The sequence below is a fragment of the Kitasatospora sp. NBC_01266 genome (genome assembly GCF_036242395.1).
Lineage (GTDB): Bacteria > Actinomycetota > Actinomycetes > Streptomycetales > Streptomycetaceae > Kitasatospora.
In genome coordinates this window covers 1,664,529-1,682,992 of the sequence record NZ_CP108458.1, presented here as the reverse complement: position 1 = coordinate 1,682,992, position 18,464 = coordinate 1,664,529, and the positions used below count along the sequence as shown (strand labels likewise).

Annotated in this window: 14 protein-coding genes; 5 read left to right on the top strand and 9 right to left on the bottom strand. The window is 73.6% G+C overall.

All coding sequences use genetic code 11. The features are described 5' to 3' along the window. Positions 1-9: 9 nt before the first annotated feature. A complete protein-coding gene (locus tag OG403_RS07390) occupies positions 10-909 on the bottom strand; it encodes an alpha/beta hydrolase (RefSeq protein WP_329562446.1) in 900 nt (299 codons plus the stop codon). Positions 910-989: 80 nt separating this feature from the next. On the opposite strand from OG403_RS07390, the gene OG403_RS07385 reads away from it, so the two are divergent. Together OG403_RS07385 and OG403_RS07380 are read left to right on the top strand one after the other, a co-directional pair. Continuing rightward, positions 990-1,442, top strand: a complete 453-nt coding sequence (locus tag OG403_RS07385; protein ID WP_329562445.1) for a MarR family winged helix-turn-helix transcriptional regulator — start codon at positions 990-992, stop codon at positions 1,440-1,442. Between the two features lie 164 nt (positions 1,443-1,606). Then, complete coding sequence (locus OG403_RS07380; protein ID WP_329562443.1) at positions 1,607-2,431, top strand: SAM-dependent methyltransferase; 825 nt, start codon at positions 1,607-1,609, stop codon at positions 2,429-2,431. 79 nt (positions 2,432-2,510) lie between these two features. Here OG403_RS07380 and OG403_RS07375 read toward each other — a convergent pair whose 3' ends face one another. Continuing rightward, positions 2,511-3,074, bottom strand: coding sequence for a TetR family transcriptional regulator (locus OG403_RS07375; RefSeq protein ID WP_329562441.1), 564 nt, complete (start codon positions 3,072-3,074; stop codon positions 2,511-2,513). Positions 3,075-3,161: 87 nt separating this feature from the next. On the opposite strand from OG403_RS07375, the gene OG403_RS07370 reads away from it, so the two are divergent. Beyond that, positions 3,162-4,004 (top strand): patatin-like phospholipase family protein, encoded by an 843-nt coding sequence (locus OG403_RS07370; RefSeq protein ID WP_329562440.1) that lies wholly within the window; start codon positions 3,162-3,164, stop codon positions 4,002-4,004. A gap of 99 nt (positions 4,005-4,103) precedes the next feature. On the opposite strand, the gene OG403_RS07365 is transcribed toward OG403_RS07370, so the two are convergent. The 7 genes from OG403_RS07365 to OG403_RS07335 form a co-directional block, all read right to left on the bottom strand. Then, on the bottom strand, positions 4,104-5,927 hold the full coding sequence (locus OG403_RS07365; protein ID WP_329562438.1) for a non-ribosomal peptide synthetase: 1,824 nt from the start codon (positions 5,925-5,927) through the stop codon (positions 4,104-4,106). Positions 5,928-5,983: 56 nt separating this feature from the next. Next, on the bottom strand, positions 5,984-9,016 hold the full coding sequence (locus OG403_RS07360; RefSeq protein WP_329562436.1) for a condensation domain-containing protein: 3,033 nt from the start codon (positions 9,014-9,016) through the stop codon (positions 5,984-5,986). Positions 9,017-9,074: 58 nt separating this feature from the next. Then, positions 9,075-10,289, bottom strand: a complete 1,215-nt coding sequence (locus tag OG403_RS07355; protein ID WP_329562434.1) for a cytochrome P450 — start codon at positions 10,287-10,289, stop codon at positions 9,075-9,077. A gap of 260 nt (positions 10,290-10,549) precedes the next feature. Beyond that, on the bottom strand, positions 10,550-11,344 hold the full coding sequence (locus tag OG403_RS07350) for a hypothetical protein (RefSeq protein WP_329562432.1): 795 nt from the start codon (positions 11,342-11,344) through the stop codon (positions 10,550-10,552). Between the two features lie 93 nt (positions 11,345-11,437). Continuing rightward, positions 11,438-12,673: a cytochrome P450 gene (locus OG403_RS07345; protein ID WP_329562430.1), complete on the bottom strand. Its 1,236-nt coding sequence runs from the start codon at positions 12,671-12,673 to the stop codon at positions 11,438-11,440. A gap of 135 nt (positions 12,674-12,808) precedes the next feature. Then, complete coding sequence (locus OG403_RS07340) at positions 12,809-13,042, bottom strand: acyl-CoA carboxylase epsilon subunit (RefSeq protein WP_329562428.1); 234 nt, start codon at positions 13,040-13,042, stop codon at positions 12,809-12,811. A 16-nt stretch (positions 13,043-13,058) separates the two neighbouring features. After that, positions 13,059-14,618 (bottom strand): acyl-CoA carboxylase subunit beta, encoded by a 1,560-nt coding sequence (locus OG403_RS07335; RefSeq protein WP_329562426.1) that lies wholly within the window; start codon positions 14,616-14,618, stop codon positions 13,059-13,061. A 244-nt stretch (positions 14,619-14,862) separates the two neighbouring features. Between OG403_RS07335 and OG403_RS07330 the strand changes: the two genes are divergently transcribed. Together OG403_RS07330 and OG403_RS07325 are read left to right on the top strand one after the other, a co-directional pair. After that, the gene (locus OG403_RS07330; protein WP_329562424.1) at positions 14,863-16,686 is read left to right on the top strand and encodes a fatty acyl-AMP ligase; all 1,824 of its coding nucleotides are present in this window, start codon (positions 14,863-14,865) and stop codon (positions 16,684-16,686) included. Then, the gene (locus OG403_RS07325; RefSeq protein ID WP_329562422.1) at positions 16,683-18,449 is read left to right on the top strand and encodes an acyl-CoA dehydrogenase; all 1,767 of its coding nucleotides are present in this window, start codon (positions 16,683-16,685) and stop codon (positions 18,447-18,449) included. The genes OG403_RS07330 and OG403_RS07325 overlap by 4 nt, the downstream gene beginning before the upstream one ends. The last annotated feature ends 15 nt before the right edge of the window (positions 18,450-18,464 follow it).

The window sequence follows — 18,464 nt, the reverse complement described above, 5'->3', positions numbered from 1 at the left end:
AGGAACGGTTCAGGTGCGGGCCAGTGCGGCGGTGATGAAGCCGGCGGCGCGGGCCAGGGCGGCGTCGGCCTCGTCCAGCAGACCCTCGAAGGCCTGGAAGACGTGGGGGACGTCGGCAGTGATGTCGAGCTGGACGTCGACGCCGGCCGCGGCCGCCCGGACGGCGAACCGGGTGGAGTCGTCCAGCAGGACCTCGTTGGAGCCGGCCTGGAGCAGCAGCGGGGGCAGCCCGGTCAGGTCGGCGTGCAGGGCCGGGCTCAGCAGCGGCTGGTCGGGGTCCTGTCCGGCCAGGTAGTGGGCGAAGACGGTGGTCAGGTCCGCGCGGGTGAAGAGCGGGTCGGCGTCGTGCTTGGTGGTCATGCTCTCGCCCGAGCGGGTGGCGTCCAGGCCTGGGGAGAACGCGACCGCGGCGGCCGGCATCGGCAGTCCGGCATCGCGGGCGGTGAGCAGGGTGGTGATGGTGAGGCCGCCGCCGGCCGACTCCCCGGCCAGGACGATCTGCTCGGCCGGAACGCCCTGGTCCAGCAGGTCGCGGTAGGCGGCGAGGCCGTCCTCGATGGCAGCCGGGAAGGGGTGCTCGGGGGCGAGCCGGTAGTCGAGCGAGACGGCGCGGACGCCGGTGCGGCGCACCAGCGCGGCGGTGAGTTGCAGGGCCGTGGCGGGTGAGCCGAAGACCCAGGCTCCGCCGTGGAAGTAGAGGATCGTCCCGGTGGCGGGGCTGCCCTCGGGCTCGACGGTCAGGGCGGGACGCCCGCCGAGGACGGAGGGGGTGACGGTCACCCCGGCCGGGGCCGGGCCCGAGGTCATCTGGGCCTCGAAGTCCTTGCGCAGTCGCTCCGGCGGGAGGCTGCCGTCGAACGGGGCCTGCCGCATCAGGGCGTCGACTGTCGCGCGCTGTTCCTTGCTCATGTGATCCTCCAGGTGAAGTGCTGTTCTTCACTAGGAACTATATTCCTAGGAATGTCATTCCCACGAATCTGGAGCAGAGTGTGACCGGCCTCACACGGGTGTTCACGGACCTCGTCCGCTACGAGACCAGGCTCTACAACGCGCTGGGCGAACACCTGCGCGTCGAACACGGTCTGACGATGGGCCAGTTCGAGTTCCTGCGCATCATCGACAGTCGGGACGACTGCCGGGTCAACGACCTGGCCGAGGAGGCCGCCATCACCGTCGGGGCGACCAGCAAGGCGGTTGACCGCTTGGCGGCCGCCGGCTGGGTGGTCCGGCGACCCAATCCCAGCAACCGCCGCTCGTCCCTGCTGGAACTGACCCCCGATGGCGGCCGACTGCTGGCCGCTGCCACGCCCACGTTCGAGGACGGGCTGCGCTCCTGGCTCGCCGAGCCGCTGACAACCGGCTCCCTGGAGCGGTTGGCTTCCACCCTCGCCCTGCTGCGCGGGACGCTGGAGGACGCCTCGGCGGGAATGCCCGCCGGCTAGCCCCAGACCAGCCGGCCTGCCCGGTTCGTCGCTGCTCGCAGCCTGTCGCGACTCCGCAAGTGCGCCGATTCCACGCGACATCACCCGTTGGTGGAAGCCCTCGGCCGGGATGGTTCCCCTACGATTGAAGTCACAACAGTCCGGGGGGCAGGAAGTTGGTTCCCATGACGGATCGCGCCACAGCGGACGACCAGTCGAAGCCGAGCATCGCCCGGGTCTACGACTACCTGCTCGGCGGCAAGGACAACTACGCCGTGGACCGCGAGATCGGTGACATCTTCATCAAGGAACTGCCCGGTTCGCCGGCGATCGCGCTGGCCAATCGCCAGGCCCTGATTCGCGCCGTGGGTGCGATGGCCCGCGACGGCATCTCCCAGTTCGTCGACCTGGGCAGCGGGCTGCCGACCGCCGACAACGTGCATCAGGTCGCCCGGCGGCACAATGCCGAAGCGCGCGTCGCCTACGTCGACAACGATCCGGGCGTGGTGGCCCGCAGCCGTGTCCTGCTGGCCGCCGACGGCCGCACCACGGTGGTCCAGGCGGACCTGCGCGAACCGGAGGTGATCTACCACGACTCCGGCGTACGGGAGTTGATCGACTTCGACGAGCCGGTGGGCGTCATCTTCAGCGGGGTCCTGCACCATCTCAACGATGCCGAGCGGCCCGCCGAGCCGGTGCGCTGGTGGGCGGACCGGGTGCCCTCGGGCAGTCGGTTCTACATCTCCCACTTCCGCTCCGGCGAGAACGGGGAGACCCGGGTGGTGGAACAGAAGCTGCAGGGCAGTCTGGGCCGCGGCCGCTGGCGCACCGACGAGGAGATCATCGACCTGTTCGGTGACCTCGAGCTGCTCGAACCGGGGCTGGTCTACTGCTCGCTGTGGCGGCCGGACCCCGCGCCGGGGGACGGCGGCGCCGACAACGGCGTGGGCGGGCCCGAGTTGACGGTGTGGGAGCAGCTGATCTCCTGCGCACTGGCCCGCAAACCGTAGCCGGCCGGTGGCTCGCGACCGGGCCGAGCAGGGCCGACAGGGGCCCAGCTCCTGGTGCTGAAAGGGGGTATCTCCTTCATCACGCGCGGCCCAGGAGCTCGGCGAAGCGGTCCAGCGCGTGATCGGTGCGCTCGCGGTCGCCGGTGGTGGTGAGGTCGAACAGCAGGCCCCGGATCACGGCCATGACCAGCGTGGGCGTGACGACGTCGTCAGGACCGGTGGAGACGTCGCGGAAGGTGGCACCGAGCGTGCCGAACCAGTCCGTGATCGCCTGGCCCTGGTCGGGGTAGGCCTCGGGGTGGACCAGGCCGTCGGCGTGTACCTCGAAGAACAGCCGGACGAACGGCGCGCGTTCGTCCGCGCTGATCCACGCCCAGATGTCACGCAGCCGCTCCTGCGCGGAGCCCGTCCTCGGCGGCTGGTGCCCGGCCAGCCGCAGCGCGCCCCGGCGGCGGGCCTCGGCGAGCACCGCCGCGACCAACTCCTGCTTGCTGCCGAAGTCGTAGAGCAGCATCCGGGGGCTGGTGTCGAGGGCCGCGGCCAGTGGTCGCAGGCTCAGTCCGGCCAGGCCGTGCGCCAGCACGTAGTCGGTGGCCCGCGCCAGGGTGCGGTCGCGACGGTCGGGATCTGCGGGGCGCCCCACGGCGGCTCTCCTCTCGGCAGTTCCGGAGCCGAAACAGGGCTCCGACGTATATGGTACGACTGTTTCAACAACGAGGGGGAGATCGCCATGTACACCTTCGACCGAGCGCTCGTCCTGGGGCCCGGGGGGCATACCGGTACGGCCTGGATGGCGGGGCTGGCCCACGGGTTGCGCCGCGACGGCGTGGATCTGGGCGAGGCCGACCTGATCGTCGGGACGTCGGCCGGCGCGATCGTCGGAGCGCTGCTCGCCACCGGGCAGGACCCGGGGCGCCTCGCGAGTCCGGCTCGCCTGGCCGCTCACCGGCTCACGGCGGATCCCGAGCGGATGGGCGCGGTGTTCGCGGTGCTCGGCGAGCGCGGTCTGGAACCGGGGGAGGCCAGGCGCCGCGTCGGCCGGCTCGCGCTCGACGGCACCGACCCCCGGGCCGAGGAGGCGCTGATCGCGGGGCGCGCCGCCCTGATCGGCGCGGAGGCGTGGCCGGAGCGGCGGCTGGTGATCCCCGCAGTGGACGCGACCACGGGTGAGCCGGCGGTGTGGGACCGCGACAGCGGCGTGCCGTTGGTGTCCGCGGTCGCGGCGAGCAGTGCCTTCCCCGGGGCCGCGCCGCCGGTCGCGATCAACGGCCGGCGGTACATGGACGGTGCGCTGCGGTCGGGCACCAACGCCGATCTCGCGGCCGGCGCCCGCACGCTGGTCGTGGTCGAGCCGATGGCGCACCTGCGTCCCCATGAGCCGCTGGACCAGGAGTCGGCGGCGCTGGGCACCGTGCTGACCATCGGTCCCGATCCGGCCTCGGCGCGCGCTTTCGGCTCGGACCTGGGCGACCCGGCGGCCTGGGAGCCGGCCTACCAGGCGGGTCTTCGCCAGGCCGGCGATCTCGGCGCGCGGCTCCGCGCCACCTGGCGGGCGGCCGCCGACGCGGTCTGACCACCGATCAGGTCGCTTGCAGGTGAACGGCGGTGGACCCGCGGACGCGTTGAGGCCCCGCCACTCGGCGGGGCCTCGACGCGTCCGGCGCGGGACGGCTCAGTCGACCGGTGCCGGGTGGGCGTCCAGCACGGTCGCCAGGTCGCGCACGGTGGGGGCGTCGAAGATCTCGGCGAGGCGCAGCCGGACCGCGAACTGCTGCTCCAGGCGGCCCGCGAGTTGGGCGGCGGTCAGGGAGGTGCCGCCGAGGGCGAAGAAGGAGATGTCGCGGGGGACGGCGGCGATGCCGAGGATCTCGCGGAACAGGTCGGCGAGCAGCTGTTCGGTGGCGCCGCGCGGGGCGTCGCCGTCGGCGCCCTGGGTGCGCAGGCGGACGGCGAGGGCGGTGAGGGTGTGGCGGTCGACCTTGCGGTCCTCCAGGACGGGGAGCTGCTCGAGGCGGTGGATCTGGCCGGGGACCAGGTAGCCGGGGAGCTTGGCGGTCAGCGCCGTGCGAAGCTGATTCTCCGTCAGACCGCCCTCGCCCGCCGGGACGTAGAAGAGGCTGAGGTCCTCGCAGGCGCCGTCGGGGCCGGTCAGCGGGACGACCGCGCAGCTGCCGACACCGGTGGTGGTGCGGGCGGCCTGCTCGACGTCGTCCAGCTCGATCCGGAAGCCGCGCAGCTTGACCTGGCGGTCGGCGCGGCCCTCGAAGTGGATCACGCCCTGCTCGGACCAGCGGCCCAGGTCGCCGGTGCGGTAGGCCAGGACGGGCGCGCCGTCCGGGCCCAGCGGCAGGGTGCTGAAGCGCTGTGCGGTCAGCTCGGGGTCGTCCAGGTAGCCGAGCGCCAGGCCGGCGCCGGACAGGTGGATCTCGCCACTCTCGCCGACGGCGCAGAGCCGGCCCTCGGGGTCCAGGATGTGCACGGCGGTGTTGTCGTAGGGGCGGCCGATCGGGATGCCGGTGGCCTCGTCGCAGTCGGCGAGGGTGACCAGGTGGCCGGTGGCGGCGATGGTGCACTCCACCGGGCCGTACATGTTGTGCAGCGGGATGCCGGGGTGGCGCTCGAGGAACCGGCGGGCGTGGGTGGCGGAGAGCCGCTCGCCGCCGGTGCCCAGCACCTTCAGGCCGGTGAAGGCGTCCAGGTCGCTGTCGACCACCAGGTGGAAGACGGCGGTCGGTAGGAAGACCGTGTCGACGGACTCATCGGCGATCAACTCGCGCAGGCGGCGGGCCAGTTCGAGTGAGTCCTGCTGGATCACGATGGTGCCGCCGCCGAGCAGCACGGCCCAGGAGTCCAGGCCGAAGGCGTCCCAGGTGGCGGCCAGCGACTGCGGCATCACGGCCCGCTCGCCGACCGGGGCGAACGCCCAGCGGTCGAAGAGACGCACGTTGCCGCGGTGCGCGGTGAGCACGCCCTTGGGGGTGCCGGTGCTGCCGGAGGTGAAGAAGACGGCGCTCGGGTCGTCGCCGGTCACCGTGACCTCGCCGGGGCGCCGGCCGCCCTCGACCGCGTCCACGGCGGGCGGGGTCCAGGTCGGCTTGGCCCACGGGCCCGGCTCGGTGGTGACCAGCACCGGGCCGGCCAGCCGCTCCAGCAGGCCGTCCAGCCGGGGGCGGGGCCAGCGCGGGTCGAGCGCGGCGTAGGCGGCGCCGCGCCGCAGCACGGCGAGCAGGACGGCCAGGAACTCGGGGGAGCGGGGCATCAGCACTGGGACCAGGCTGCCGGGGCCGACGCCCAGCCGCTCCAGCTCGGCGGCGTAGTCGTACGAGGCCTCGGCCAGCTCGGCGTAGCAGACCTCGCGGGCGCCGTGGCGCACCGCGACGGCCTCCGGCCAGCGCTCGACGCACCAGTCGAACAGCTCGTGCACGGTCTGCCCGCGGGTCGGCGGGTGGGGAGCCGGATTCCAGTCCGGCGAGGGGTGGGGCGCGGGTCCTGCCACAGCTGGGTCCTCCTGGAAGGCGGAGTGGAAGAGGAGATCGAGGCGAGCGGAGCCGGTCAGGCCGTCCGTGCCACGGCGGCCATCCGGGTCGCCAGCGCCGCGGGGGTGGGGTGCTCGAAGGCGTCGGCCAGCTTCAGTCGGATCCCGCTGCGCTCCTCCACCTTCTGCACCAGCTGCGCGGCGAGCAGCGAATGGCCGCCGCTGGCGAAGAAGTTGGCGTCCGCGTCGAGGTCCGGACGGCCGATCAGCTCCTGCCAGAGGCCGACCAGCAGCGGCAGGTGCTCGCTGCTCCGCTCACCCGCCAGCGAGAGCGCCTCGGTGGCCGCGGCGGGCAGCGCGGCGTGGTCGAGCGAGCCGTCCGCCCTGGTCGGCAGCGCGGGCAGGACCGCGATCCGGTCGGGGACGGCGGCGTGCGGCAGCCGGGCGGTGGTCAGGTCCTGGAGTTCGGCGATCAGCTGCGGGTCGTCCTGGCGCAGACCGGGGATCCGCTGGACCAGGGCCGCCAGCACGGGCTCGGCCGTCGCGGAGCCGGGCGGTGCGGTGGCCGGGCCGGGCAGCTCCAGCACGGCGGCGGCTGCCACCGACGGGTGCTCGGCCAGCAGCCGTTCGACCTGCTCGGGCTGAACCGCGCCGCCCCTGCGCCGCAGCCGGCGCCCCAGGTCACCGAGCACCGCCAGCTCGCCGCCGCGCGTCCAGCGGCCCAGCAGGCCGGTGGGGGAGAGGGGTTCCGACCCGGCGCCGACCAGGAGTTCGCCGCGCACGCCGATCGGCAGCGCGCTGCCGTCCGGGGCGGTGATCTTGGCCCGCACTCCGGTCAGCGGGCGGAGCACGGCCTCCGCGTCCGCCTTCACCGGTGCCGCGCCCCACCAGCCGCGCACCGCGTGCGGGCGGGCGCCGGCCGAGCGCAGCCGGGTCGCCAGCGCGTGGTTCAGACCCGCCCCGCCGACCAGCACCGGACGGTCCAGCAGCCGTCCCTCGACGGTGGCGAGCAGTCGCCACCAGTCGGTGGCGGGCGCCTGCAGCAGCGCGCCCGGGTGGGCGTCCAGGGTGGCCGCCAGCTCCGGCTCGGCGCCGGCCGGCACGATCCGCCCGCCGGTGGCGAGCGGCAGCCAGACCTCGAGCAGTGCACCCTCGGCCGCCAGTGGCGAGCGCCACACGGCGTCCACCGGGCCGGCCAGTTCGGTGCTGAAGTGGGACAGGAGTACCGAGAGTTGACGGTGTGTCAGGTCAGTGGTGGCGGCCGAGTCCGGGTCGGGCGTGGTCGCCAGCGGCTCGGGGAAGTCGGCGTCGGTCAGCTCCACCAGCGGCAGGCAGGTCGGCGCCGCGAGCCGCGCGGCGCCGGGGGCGGCCAGCAGCACCTTCACGTCCGCCGCCACCTCCTGCGGGCCCGGGGCGACATACGCGGCGCCGGCCAGCCAGACGCCCAGCGCGGCGGCGACCAGCTCGGCGCCGGGCGGCGCGACGATGCCCACCAGGTCCGCGCTGCCCACGCCGTGCGCCACCAGCAGCTCGCGGGTGGCCAGCGCGGCTTGCCACAGCTGCCGGTAGCTGGTGGAGCGGGACGGCTCCTGGACGGCGACGGCGGTCGGCTCGGCGGCCACCCGGGCGGCCAGCGCCGGGATCAGGCCGGGGCCGTCGAAGGCGGTGACGGCCGCGGCGCCGAGCGTCTCGCGGTCCAGCACCTCGCGGCGCAGCGCCTCACGGTCCTGCGCGTCGCGGTCGAGCACCTCGCGGCCCAGCACCGCGCGGTCCGCCGCCGACCAGGCCGGCACGGCCGCCAGCGGCAGCTCGGGCGCGCCGCCGAGCCCGGTGAGCAGCTCGTCGTAGCGGCGCAGCAGCAGCTCCACCTCCTCGGCGCTGTGCACGTCGGTCGAGTAGATCGCCTTGATCTCGTAGCCCTCGCCGATCGGGACGATCAGGAACTCCAGGTCGAACTTGCTGCTCCCGGTCTCCACGATCTCCAGGCGGCCCGGCATCCCGCCGATCCGGTACTCCCGAGTGCCGCGCCCGGGAAGGAAGTTGAAGACGTGCCGGAACAGCGCGGAGCGCCAGGTGGCCTCGATCCGCGGGGCGTCGGCGAGCAGCACGTCCACCGGGGCGTCGGCGTGCGCGACCGCCTCCAGGAAGGCGTCGCGGACCTGGCGGACGAAGTCCTTGAAACTGAGCTTCAGGTCGACGGTGGTGCGCAGCGGCAGGATGTTCACGTGGTAGCCGATCGTCCGCTGGACCTTCTGGTCACGGATGTTGACCGGCAGGCCGACCGCGAAGTCGGGGCCCGCGCCGTGCCGGGCGAGCAGCAGGAAGTAGGCGGCCAGCAGGACCACCGCGTCCGGGGCCCGCAGCGCGCGCTGGGCGCCGCGCAGCACGGCCGAGGCCTCGGCGGAGAGCGGGTGGGTGACGTGGTCGCCGGCCAGCGTGCCGGAGCCGCCGGGGCGGCTGCCCAGCCACAGCTCGCCGCTGTCGGGGTCGAAGCCCTCCAGCTGGGTCCGCCAGAACGCCAGGCTCTTCCCGTCGGGCTGCCGCTCCTCGAAGGTCGGCACCTCCTCGACCGGGATCGCCGTCAGGTCCTGCCCGGCGGCGGCCAGGTCGTAGACGTGGGCCAGCTCCTCCAGGAAGACGGTGCTGGAGGTGTTGTCGAAGACCAGGTGGTGCACGGCCAGGCAGAGCACGTCGGCCCGCTCGGTCGAGAACAGCGCCAGGCGGACCAGCGGGCTGCCGTCCAGCGGGAAGGTGCGGACCACGAACTCGCGCAGTGCCTCGGCGAGTTCACTTTCCGTCACGGTGCGGGCCAGCAGCGGCAGGGTGGCCTGCTCGGGTGCCAGGACCGCCTTGCGCAGCGTGGTCCCCTCGGCCGTGTAGACGGTGCGCAGCACCGGGTGGCGGTGCAGCAGCGCGTTCACCGAGGCCAGCACCAACTGCTGGTCCAGCCGTCCCTCGACCCGCACGGTGGCGCCGGGCACGTTGTTGACGTTGCTGCCGGGCACCAGCCGCTCCAGCAGCCACATCGCCTCTTCCTTGCGGGTGACCGGCAGGTCCACCGGCCGCGGCGCCACCGGCCGCGGCGCGGGCGTGTTCTCGCGAGGTTCCATGTCCCCGTTCTCCGTCCTCAGTCCTCAGTAAGGGGTGTCCCGAAGGGCGTTCGGGGGTTCAGCGGGCCGCGACCGGGAAGTGCCGCAGGCCGCGCGCGGAGGCGGAGACCCAGCGGTCCACCGGGCCGGTCTGGCGCAGCTGGGGCAGCCGGTCCACCAGGGTGCGGAACGCGACGTCGCCCTCCATCCGGGCCAGTGGGGCGCCCAGGCAGTAGTGCGGGCCGCCGGAGAAGGCCAGGTGCTCGGTCTTGGAGTTGCGGGTGATGTCGAAGACGTCCGGGTCCTTGAAGACCGCCGGGTCGCGGTTGGCGGCCGCGGTCAGGATCGCGACCAGCGAGCCCTCGGGCAGCGTCTGGCCGGCGATCTCCACCTCGGCGTGCGCGACCCGGGTGGCCAGCTGGGCGGGGGAGTCCCAGCGCAGCGTCTCCTCGACCACGCCGGGGGCCAGGTCGGGGTTCTCGCGCAGCAGGTCCCACTGCTCGGGGCGGTCCAGCAGCGCCAGGGTGCCGTTGGCGACCAGGTTGGTGGTGGTCTCGGTGCCGGCCACCGCGATGATCCCGCAGACGCCGATCGACTCCGAGCGGGTCAGCAGGCCCTCCCGCTCGGCGGCGACCAGCCGGCTGATCACGTCCTCGCCGGGGTCGGCGGCGCGCAGCTCCATCATGTCGCTGAAGACCTCGTAGAGGCCGTCCACCGCGAGCTGGAGTTCCTCGGTCTGCTCGGGCGAGACGAAGCCCTCCAGCACCAGGGCGGAGCCGTGGCAGCAGCGGTCGAACTTCTCCCGGTACTCCTCCGGGATCCCCAGCAGGCCGCGGATCAGCGCGATCGGCAGGTGCTTGGCGAAGTCCTGGACCAGGTCGAAGCCGCCCTCCAGGTCGAGCCGGTCGAGCAGTTCGTTGCAGACGTGCTCGACGTGCGGGCGGTAGCCGGCCATCATCTTCGGGCTGAACAGCGGGATCGACAGGCGGCGCAGCCGGGTGTGGTCCGGCGGGTCGAGCTTGAGGAAGGAGTCGTCCAGCGAGGAGAACTGGGGCGCCACCCGGGCGCCGTCGGCCCGGCGGGTGCCGAACCGGCCGTCGCGCAGGATCTTGTTGCCCAGCGCGTGGTCGGCGCTGACCCAGGTGCCCAGCCGGCTCAGGTGCAGCGGGCCGCGGGCCCGGACCTGCTCGAACAGCTCGTACGGGTCCTCCTGGCCGCGCAGCAGCAGCGCGTACGGGTCGCCGAGCGCGCCCATGTACCAGATGAACCGCGAGGTCTGGAGATACTCTTCCATTTCCTGGTCCGTCGGGGCGGGCATCGTGCTCCTAGGGGGCGAGAAGGGGAGCGCTGCGGGCGCGTCGGCAACTGGCGCTGCCGCAAGTGACGCTAGCAATGCGGGGGTTGGCACAGATCCCCTATCCGGCGCCGCCCGGCCCCTTATGGCGCGGCGGGTACCCGGGCACCCCGCGGCAGCGACCGGAGACCCGGGCACGCCGAAGCGCCGGGGCTCCCCTGGGGGCGGGAGTCCCGGCGCTTCGTTCGACTGACGGATCGTCAGCCGAGGATCTCGGCAACCGCCTTGGCGACCTCGACGTCGCGCAGCAGGTCCGCGTGGTCGACGTCGAAGCGGTACTCGGCCGCCACCTCGCCGGGGCTCTCCTCGAGCGCCGAGGAGCAGACCACGGTGGTGCCGGTGAGGTCGAACTTGCCGGTGTACTCGCCGGCCGCGATCAGGTAGCCGACGTAGCCGCGGAACCAGGCCACCAGCTGCTCGCCCAACTCGGCCTTCAGGCCCAGCTTCTCGAAGGCCTTGTCGCCCAGCTCGCGGTAGATCTCGACGATCTCGGTGCGGAAGGTCGCCAGGTCCTCGGCGTTGCGGGCGGCGGCCTCGAAGCCGGCCTTCTGGGCGGCGATCACGTCGACCTCGGAGAGCGAGGCGGTCAGCGTCTCGATCACCTTGAAGAAGCCGAAGTGCAGGATCGTCCAGGCGGTGGCCGGGGTCGGGTCGAAGAGCACCGGCTTGGGCGCCTGCGGCTGCCAGGCGGCGACGCCTTCGGCGATCGCGCTGGCGAAGGCGCTGCTGGCGCAGTAGCCGAGCACCGCCTGCACCGGCCGGCCGCTGGCCTGCACCTCGTCCAGCCAGCGGGCCAGGTAGTCGTCGGCGGTCATCCCGGTCTCCTCGCCGACCGGCGGGGCCAGCGTCTCCCAGATCGTCACGCCCGCGCCGAGGTTGGCGGACAGGTCGCGAAAGCCCGCCTCCCGGCGGCCGTTGACCGAGTAGTCGACGGCGAGCACCAGTGCGCCCTCGCCGGTGTCGTTGATGATGTCCCAGGAATTGGTGGTTGCCATGATCCCATCCAGAGTGCGTGAGGCCGAGGTTCGTCAGGAAGCGGAGCGGAAGCGGACCGGGAGCGGACCGGGAGCGGCCCCGGGGGGCGATCGCTACGCCGACACCGGGAAGCGGTGCAGGCCGCGGATCGAGGAGGCCATCCGGCGGCGCACCGGGCCGGCCTGGCGCAGCGTGGGCAGCCGGTCGACCAGCACCCGGAAGCAGATCTCCGCCGCCGTCCTGGCCAGCGCCGCGCCCAGGCAGAAGTGGATCCCGGTGGAGAAGGTGAGGGACTCGGGGCCGCCCTCGCGGGTGATGTCGAAGCGGTTCGGGTCCGGGTAGGCCTTGGGGTCCCGGTTGGCGCCGCCGGTGAGGATGACCACCGAGTCGCCGGCCTCGATCCGGGCCCCGGCCAGCTCCACGTCCACGTGCGCGACCCGGCTGATCAGCTGGTTCGGCGGGTCGTAGCGCAGCGTCTCGTCCACCACCCTGGTCGCCAACTCCGGGTCGGCGCACAGCAGGTCCCACTGGTCGCGGTGCTCCAGCAGGGCCAGCACGCCGTTGCCCATCAGGTGCGAGGTGGACTCGGTGCCGGCGATCGAGAGCAGCCCGAGCACCCCGATCACCTCGTCCATGGTGACCCCGCCGCCCCGGTAGGCGGTGAGCAGCTCGCTGACCACGTCGTCGCCCGGCTCGGCGGCCCGCAGCTCCACCAGCTCGCTCAGCACGCTGCGCAGGTCGGCCACGGCGGCCTCCAGCTCCTCGTACTGCTCGGGGGAGGCGAAGCCCTCGAAGACCCGTCCGGTGGTGGTGCAGTTGCGGTCGAAGCGCTCGGCGCTCTCCTCGGGGACCTGGAACAGGTCGCGGACCAGGGTGTTCATCAGCGGCCTGATCAGCTGGTCCATCAGGTCGAACGGCGCCTCGGTGTCGACGGCGTCCAGCAGTTCGTGGCAGAGCGCCTCGATCCGCGGGCGCTGCGCGTTGAACCGGCGGGCACCGAAGAACGGGGTGACCATCCGGCGAAGCCGGGTGTGGTCCGGCGGGTCGAGCTTGAGGAAGGAGTCGTCCATCGAGGTGAACTGGGCCAGGTCGCGGGTGCCGTCGGCGCGGCGCACGCCGAACCGGCGGTCGCGCAGGATGGTCAGCGCCAGCTGGTGGTCCGCGGTCACCCACGGGCCGACCTTGCTGCGGTGGATCGGGCCGAGTTCCCTCGCCTGCTCGCAGAAGCGGTAGGGATTGACCTGGCGCAGCAGCAACTTGGCGTAAGGATCGCCGAGTTCGCTCATCTGCCACACGAATGTGGCGGTCTTCGCCTGCTCCTGGAGCTGGTCGCCCGCCGGAATAGTCATCAGGGTTTCCTTCGCCTGTGGTGAACCGTCGTGCCGCGCGACCTTCCGGCTGGAAAGCTAGCGGCGGGCTGGGCGGGGCGAGAACCCCTAGCGGGGCGCCGCGCACCCCTCAGCGGGTGGTCGAAGTCGGGCAGGTCAGCCGGTCGCCCAGCTGCCGGCCTGGCGGTAGCCGCGGGCGGTCGCCCGCCAGCGCGGGCGGCGGGTCGCGGTCGCGGTGCCGGCCGACGATGCCGCCGCGCGGGCGCGCAGCAGCACGGCCAGCGTGACGGCGGCCAGCTCGGCCGGGTCCGGGTGGCCGCTCAGCACCCGGATCAGCGCGGGCTCGGGAACGGCGGCCTCGGGAACGGCGGCCTCGGGGTTCGGAGTCATCGTTGGCCTTCGGGGGTCAGAACGGCGGGTTGCCGTGCTTGCGCTCGGGCAGCGGCGCGTGCTTCATCCGCAGCACGTCGAGCGCGTCAATCAGCACCGCCCGGGTGTCGGCGGGGTCGATGACGTCGTCCACCAGGCCGCGCTCGGCCGCGTAGTACGGGTGCATCAGCTCCTGCTTGTACTGCTTCACCCGGTGCGCGCGGGCCGCCTCCGGATCGTCGGCGGCGGCGATCTCGCGGCGGAAGACCACGTTGGCCGCGCCCTCGGCGCCCATCACGGCGATCTCGTTGGTCGGCCAGGCGAAGGACAGGTCGGCGCCGATCGAGCGCGAGTCCATCACGATGTAGGCGCCGCCGTAGGCCTTGCGCAGGATCACCTGGACCCGGGGCACGGTCGCGGCGCAGTAGGAGTAGAGCAGCTTGGCGCCGTGCCGGATGATGCCGCCGTGCTCCTGGTCGCCGCCGGGCAGGAAGCCCGGCACGTCGACCAGGGTGACCAGCGGGATGTTGAAGGCGTCGCAGGTCTGCACGAAGCGGGCGGCCTTCTCCGAGGCGTGGATGTCCAGCACCCCGGCCAGCGAGGCGGGTTGGTTGGCCACCACGCCGACCACATGGCCGTCCAGCCGGGCCAGCGCGCAGATGATGTTGGTCGCCCAGCCGGCGTGCACCTCGAACAGGTCGCCGTCGTCGACGATCTCCTCGATGACCGCGCGCATGTCGTAGGAGCGGTTGGGGTCGGCCGGCACCAGCTCCAGCAGCCGCTCGCCGGAGTGCCCGGCCGGGTCCTCGGGGCGCACCCGGGGCGGCAGTTCGCGGTTGTTCTGGGGCAGCAGCGAGATCAGCTGGCGCACCTCGGCCAGGCAGTCCTGCTCGGTGTCGTAGAGGAAGGCGCTGGCGCCGGAGACGCAGGAGTGCACCTCGGCGCCGCCGAGCCCGTTGTGGGTGATCTGCTCGCCGGTCACCGCCTGCACCACGTCGGGGCCGGTGATGTACATCTGGGCGATGTCGCGGACCATGAAGACGAAGTCGGTCAGCGCGGGGGAGTAGGTGGCACCGCCCGCGCACGGGCCGAGCATCACCGAGATCTGCGGGATCACCCCGGAGGCGGCCACGTTGCGGCGGAAGATGCCGCCGTAGCCGGCCAGCGCGGTGACCCCCTCCTGGATCCGGGCACCCGCGCCGTCGCTGAGCGAGACCAGCGGCGCGCCGGCGGCCAGCGCCAGGTCCATCACCTTGTGGATCTTCTCGGCGTGCGCCTCGCCGAGCGAGCCGCCGAAGATCCGGAAGTCGTGGGCGTAGACGAAGACGGTGCGGCCCTCGACCTTGCCCCAGCCGGTCACCACGCCGTCGGTGGGCGGGCGGCGGTCCTCCAGGCCGAAGCCGGTGGCCCGGTGCCGGCGCAGCTGCTCGATCTCGCGGAAGGTGCCCGGATCGAAGAGCAGGTCGAGGCGTTCGCGCACGGTGAGCTTGCCGCGCCGGCGCTGGGCCTCGGTGGCGGCCAGCGAGGGTCCGAACGCGGCGTCCTCCTTGACCGCGCGCAGTTCGGCCGCTCTCACCCGGAGGTCGGTAGCAGACATACTCCACCCATCTGGTCGGTCGAGGCCGGTCGGCCCGCGGCGGTCGCGCTGCCCGGCGTCGCGCGCTCGGCAGGACCGACCGGAGCGGGGCCGGTGGTGCGACCGAGGATCACCCCGCGAACCGGCCGCCGAGCACCCCTGACCACCCCTGAGCGTCACTCGAAGAACGCTTAAGGGCCGCTTTAGCGCCGATGGGCGAGGATCCATCTCGACAGCAGACGAACTGCACCGGGGGGACAGCGCGATGGCCGCAGAGCGAGCAGAGCGATTCGAGACGTTCACCGGGCTGCTGCGCGCCCGGGCGGCCGAACTCCCGGAGCAGGACGTGCACATCCAGCTGCGCGACGCGCTCGGCGGACCGGTGGCCGAGCATCTGACCTATGGTCAGCTCGACCGCGAGGCCCGCCGGATCGCCTCCTGCCTGCAGTCGATGGGGGCCACCGGCGCCCCGGTGCTGCTGGCGCACACCTCCACCGCCCGCTTCCTGACCGCCTTCGCCGCCTGCCTCTACGCCGGCGCCGTCGCGGTGCCCGCCCCGATGCCGGGCGACGGCGGGCACGGCAAGCGCCTGCACCGCACCACCTCGGTGCTCAAGGACACCGGCGCCACCCTGGTCCTGACGGACAGTGAGGGAGCCCCCGAGGTCTCGCTCTGGCTGGCCCGCGCCAACCGCCAGGACGTCGTCTGCCTGGCCGTCGACCTGCCCGGCCTCGGCGATCCCGAGGACTGGCGCGAGGTGCCGGCCGGCCCCGACGACCTGGCCTTCCTGCAGTACACCTCGGGCTCGGTGGCCGACCCGCGCGGGGTCATGGTGACGCACCGGAACCTGATGGCCAATCAGGAGTCGCTGCGCACCCTGCTGCGCACCACCGCGGCGGACCGGTTCGGCAGCTGGCTGCCGTACTACCACGACATGGGCCTGATCGCGCACCTGCTGCACCCGGTGCTGCTCGGCAGCTGCTCGGTCCAGGTGACCCCCGACTCCTTCGTGCGGCGCCCGCTGCGCTGGCTGCAGGCGATCGAGCGGTACGGCGTCACCGTGGCCGGCGGCCCCAACTTCTGCTACGACCTGTGCGTGCGCCGGATCACCGACGAGCAGCTGGCGGGCCTGGACCTGTCCCGCTGGCGGCTGGCGCTGAACGGCGCCGAGCCGGTGCGGGCCGAGAGCCTGGGCGCCTTCGCCGAGCGCTTCGCGGCCACCGGCTTCCGCCCTGAGGCGCTCTTCCCCGCCTACGGCCTGGCCGAGGCCACCCTGGTGGTCTCCGGCGGCGAGCCCGGCACCGGGCACACCGAGCGCCGGGTGGACCCGGCCGCACTCGAGCGCGACCGGCTGGTCGCCGCCGCGCCCGGCGAGCCGGCCCGCACCCTGGTCGGCTGCGGCCGGGTGGTCGACCTCGCGGTGCGGATCGTCGACCCGATCACCCGTCAGGCACTGCCCGACGGCGCGGTCGGCGAGGTCTGGCTGCGCGGCGACAGCGTGGCCCGGGGCTACTGGAAGCGGCCCACCGAGAGCGAACTCACCTTCGGCGCCATGCCGACCGACGGCGAGGGCCCGTTCCTGCGCACCGGCGACCTCGGCGCGCTGGACGGCGGCGAACTGTTCGTCACCGGGCGGCTCAAGGAGGTGGTGATCCTCAACGGTCGCAACATCTACCCGCAGGACATCGAGTGGGCGGCCCGCACCGTCAGCCCGGTGCTGACCCTGGGCGTCGGCGCGGCCTTCGCCGTCGAGGCCGAGCGCGAGCAGCTGGTGCTGGTCCAGGAGGTCAGGGGCGCCAACCCCGACCCGCAGGCGCTGCGCACCCTGGCGCACGCGATCCAGGCGCTGATCGGCCGCGAGTTCAGCATCCCGGCCGGCAACGTGCTGCTGGTGCCGGCGGGTACCGTGCGGCGCACCACCAGCGGCAAGATCCAGCGCACCGCGATGCGCGGGCTCTTCCTCCAGGGCGCACTGCGCGGCGAGTACGAGGTGCTCACCCCGGCGGTGCACCAGCTGGTCAGGTCCCGCGCCGTGGCGTTGGGCGACGACCTGCTGCCGCCCGTCCTGACCGAGGGGGCCCGCCCGTGATCAGTCCCGCCACCGCCCGGACCCCGGCCGCCGCCATCCCGCTCGCCGCCCCGGTCGAGCTGTCGCGGCGGGTCGCCGAACTGGAGGAGCGCCTGGGCGATCCGACCGACCCCGGCAACCCGCTCGGCTTCGCCGCCCTGATGCGCGCCGACCGGGCGGCGGTGCCGTTCACCGAGGGCGAGGCGGTACTGGACGAACTCGCCTTCCACACCGAGTTCGTGCCGCGCGAGCTGGGCGGCCGGCTGGAGCGGATGGACCACCTGGTCCGGATGCTGCGGCCGGTCTTCCGCCGTGACGTGGGCCTCGGCATGGGCTACGGGATGCTCAGCTACATGGCCGCCAACGACGTCTGGACCACCGGCGACGAACGCCAGCGCCGCTGGCTGGCCGGCCTGCTGCTCGGCGGCGCGCGGGCCACCATCGCCCAGCACGAGACCGCGCACAGCAACGACTACGTGCGCAGCCAGATGACCGCCCGGCAGGCGCCGGGCGGCTTCCTGCTGAACGGCGCCAAGCCGATGATCAGCAACCTGGACCGGGCCGAGGCGCTGGTGCTCTTCTGCCGCACCGACCCGGCCCCGGGCAGCGGCAGCCACTCGGTGCTGCTGCTCGACCCCGGCGAGCTGCCGCGCGAGCACGCCACCATCCTGCCTCGGCACCTGGCCGTCGGCCTGCGCGGACTGACCTTCGCGGGCCTGGAGTTCCGCGACTGCCCGATCCCGCCCGAGGCGCTGCTCGGCCCGCAGGGCAGCGGCATCGCCACCGCGCTGCGCTCGTTCCAGATCAGCCGCACCGTGGTCAGCGCGCTGGCGGTGGCGGCGGTGGACACCAACCTGCGCACCGCCCTCAGCTTCGACGGCGAGCACCGCACCCGCGGCCGGCGCACCGCCGGCAACGACTCGGCCACCACCGAGTCCGCCTTCACCGGAGCCTTCGTCAACCTGCTGCTCTACGACAGCCTCGCGGTGGTCGCCACCCGGGCGCTGCACGTGCGCCCGGCCGAGACCAGCGTCTACTCGGCCGCGCTCAAGTACCTGCTGCCGCAGCTGCCGATCGCCACCATGTACGACCTGTCGATCGTGCTCGGAGCCGGCTTCCACACCGACGAGGGCAACCGCGGGATCTTCCAGAAGCACATCCGCGACGTGCCGGTGCTCAGCCTCGGCCACGCCGGCACGGTCGCCTGCCAGGCCACCGTGATCCCGCAACTGCCCCGGCTGGCGGCCCGCTCCTGGTTCCGCGAGGAGCCGGCGCCGGCCGCGCTGTTCGAACCGCACGGCGCGCTGCCGCCGCTGGACACGGCGGCGCTCAGCCTGGCCTGCGGGCGCGACAGCCTGAGCGCCGCGCTGGTCACCGCCGCCGAGCGGATCCCCGGGCGCGGTCCGGCCGAGCGGGCGCTGCGCGAGCTGGCCGGGCTGCTCAGCGCGGAGCTGGCCGAGCTGCGCGACCGGGTGCTCGCGATGACCGCGGGCGACCGGGCGCTGCCGGTCGGGGCCGCCTGCTTCGCCCTGCTGGACCGCTACGCGCTGCTGCTGGCGGCCGCGGCGGTGCTCGGGGTCTGGCAGCACAGCCAGGGCGGCGACGACCCGTTCCTGGCCGACGCCTCCTGGGCGGCCGCCGCCCTGCACCTGGTCGCCCGGCGGCTGGGCACCGCGCCGGTCGAGCTGCCGCCCGAGTGCGGTCTGCGGATCCGCCACGAGATCCAGCTGCGCCACACCACGCTGCGCAGCTTCGACCTCTTCAACACCCCCGTTCCCGGCTGACCCGGCCGGGTTCCG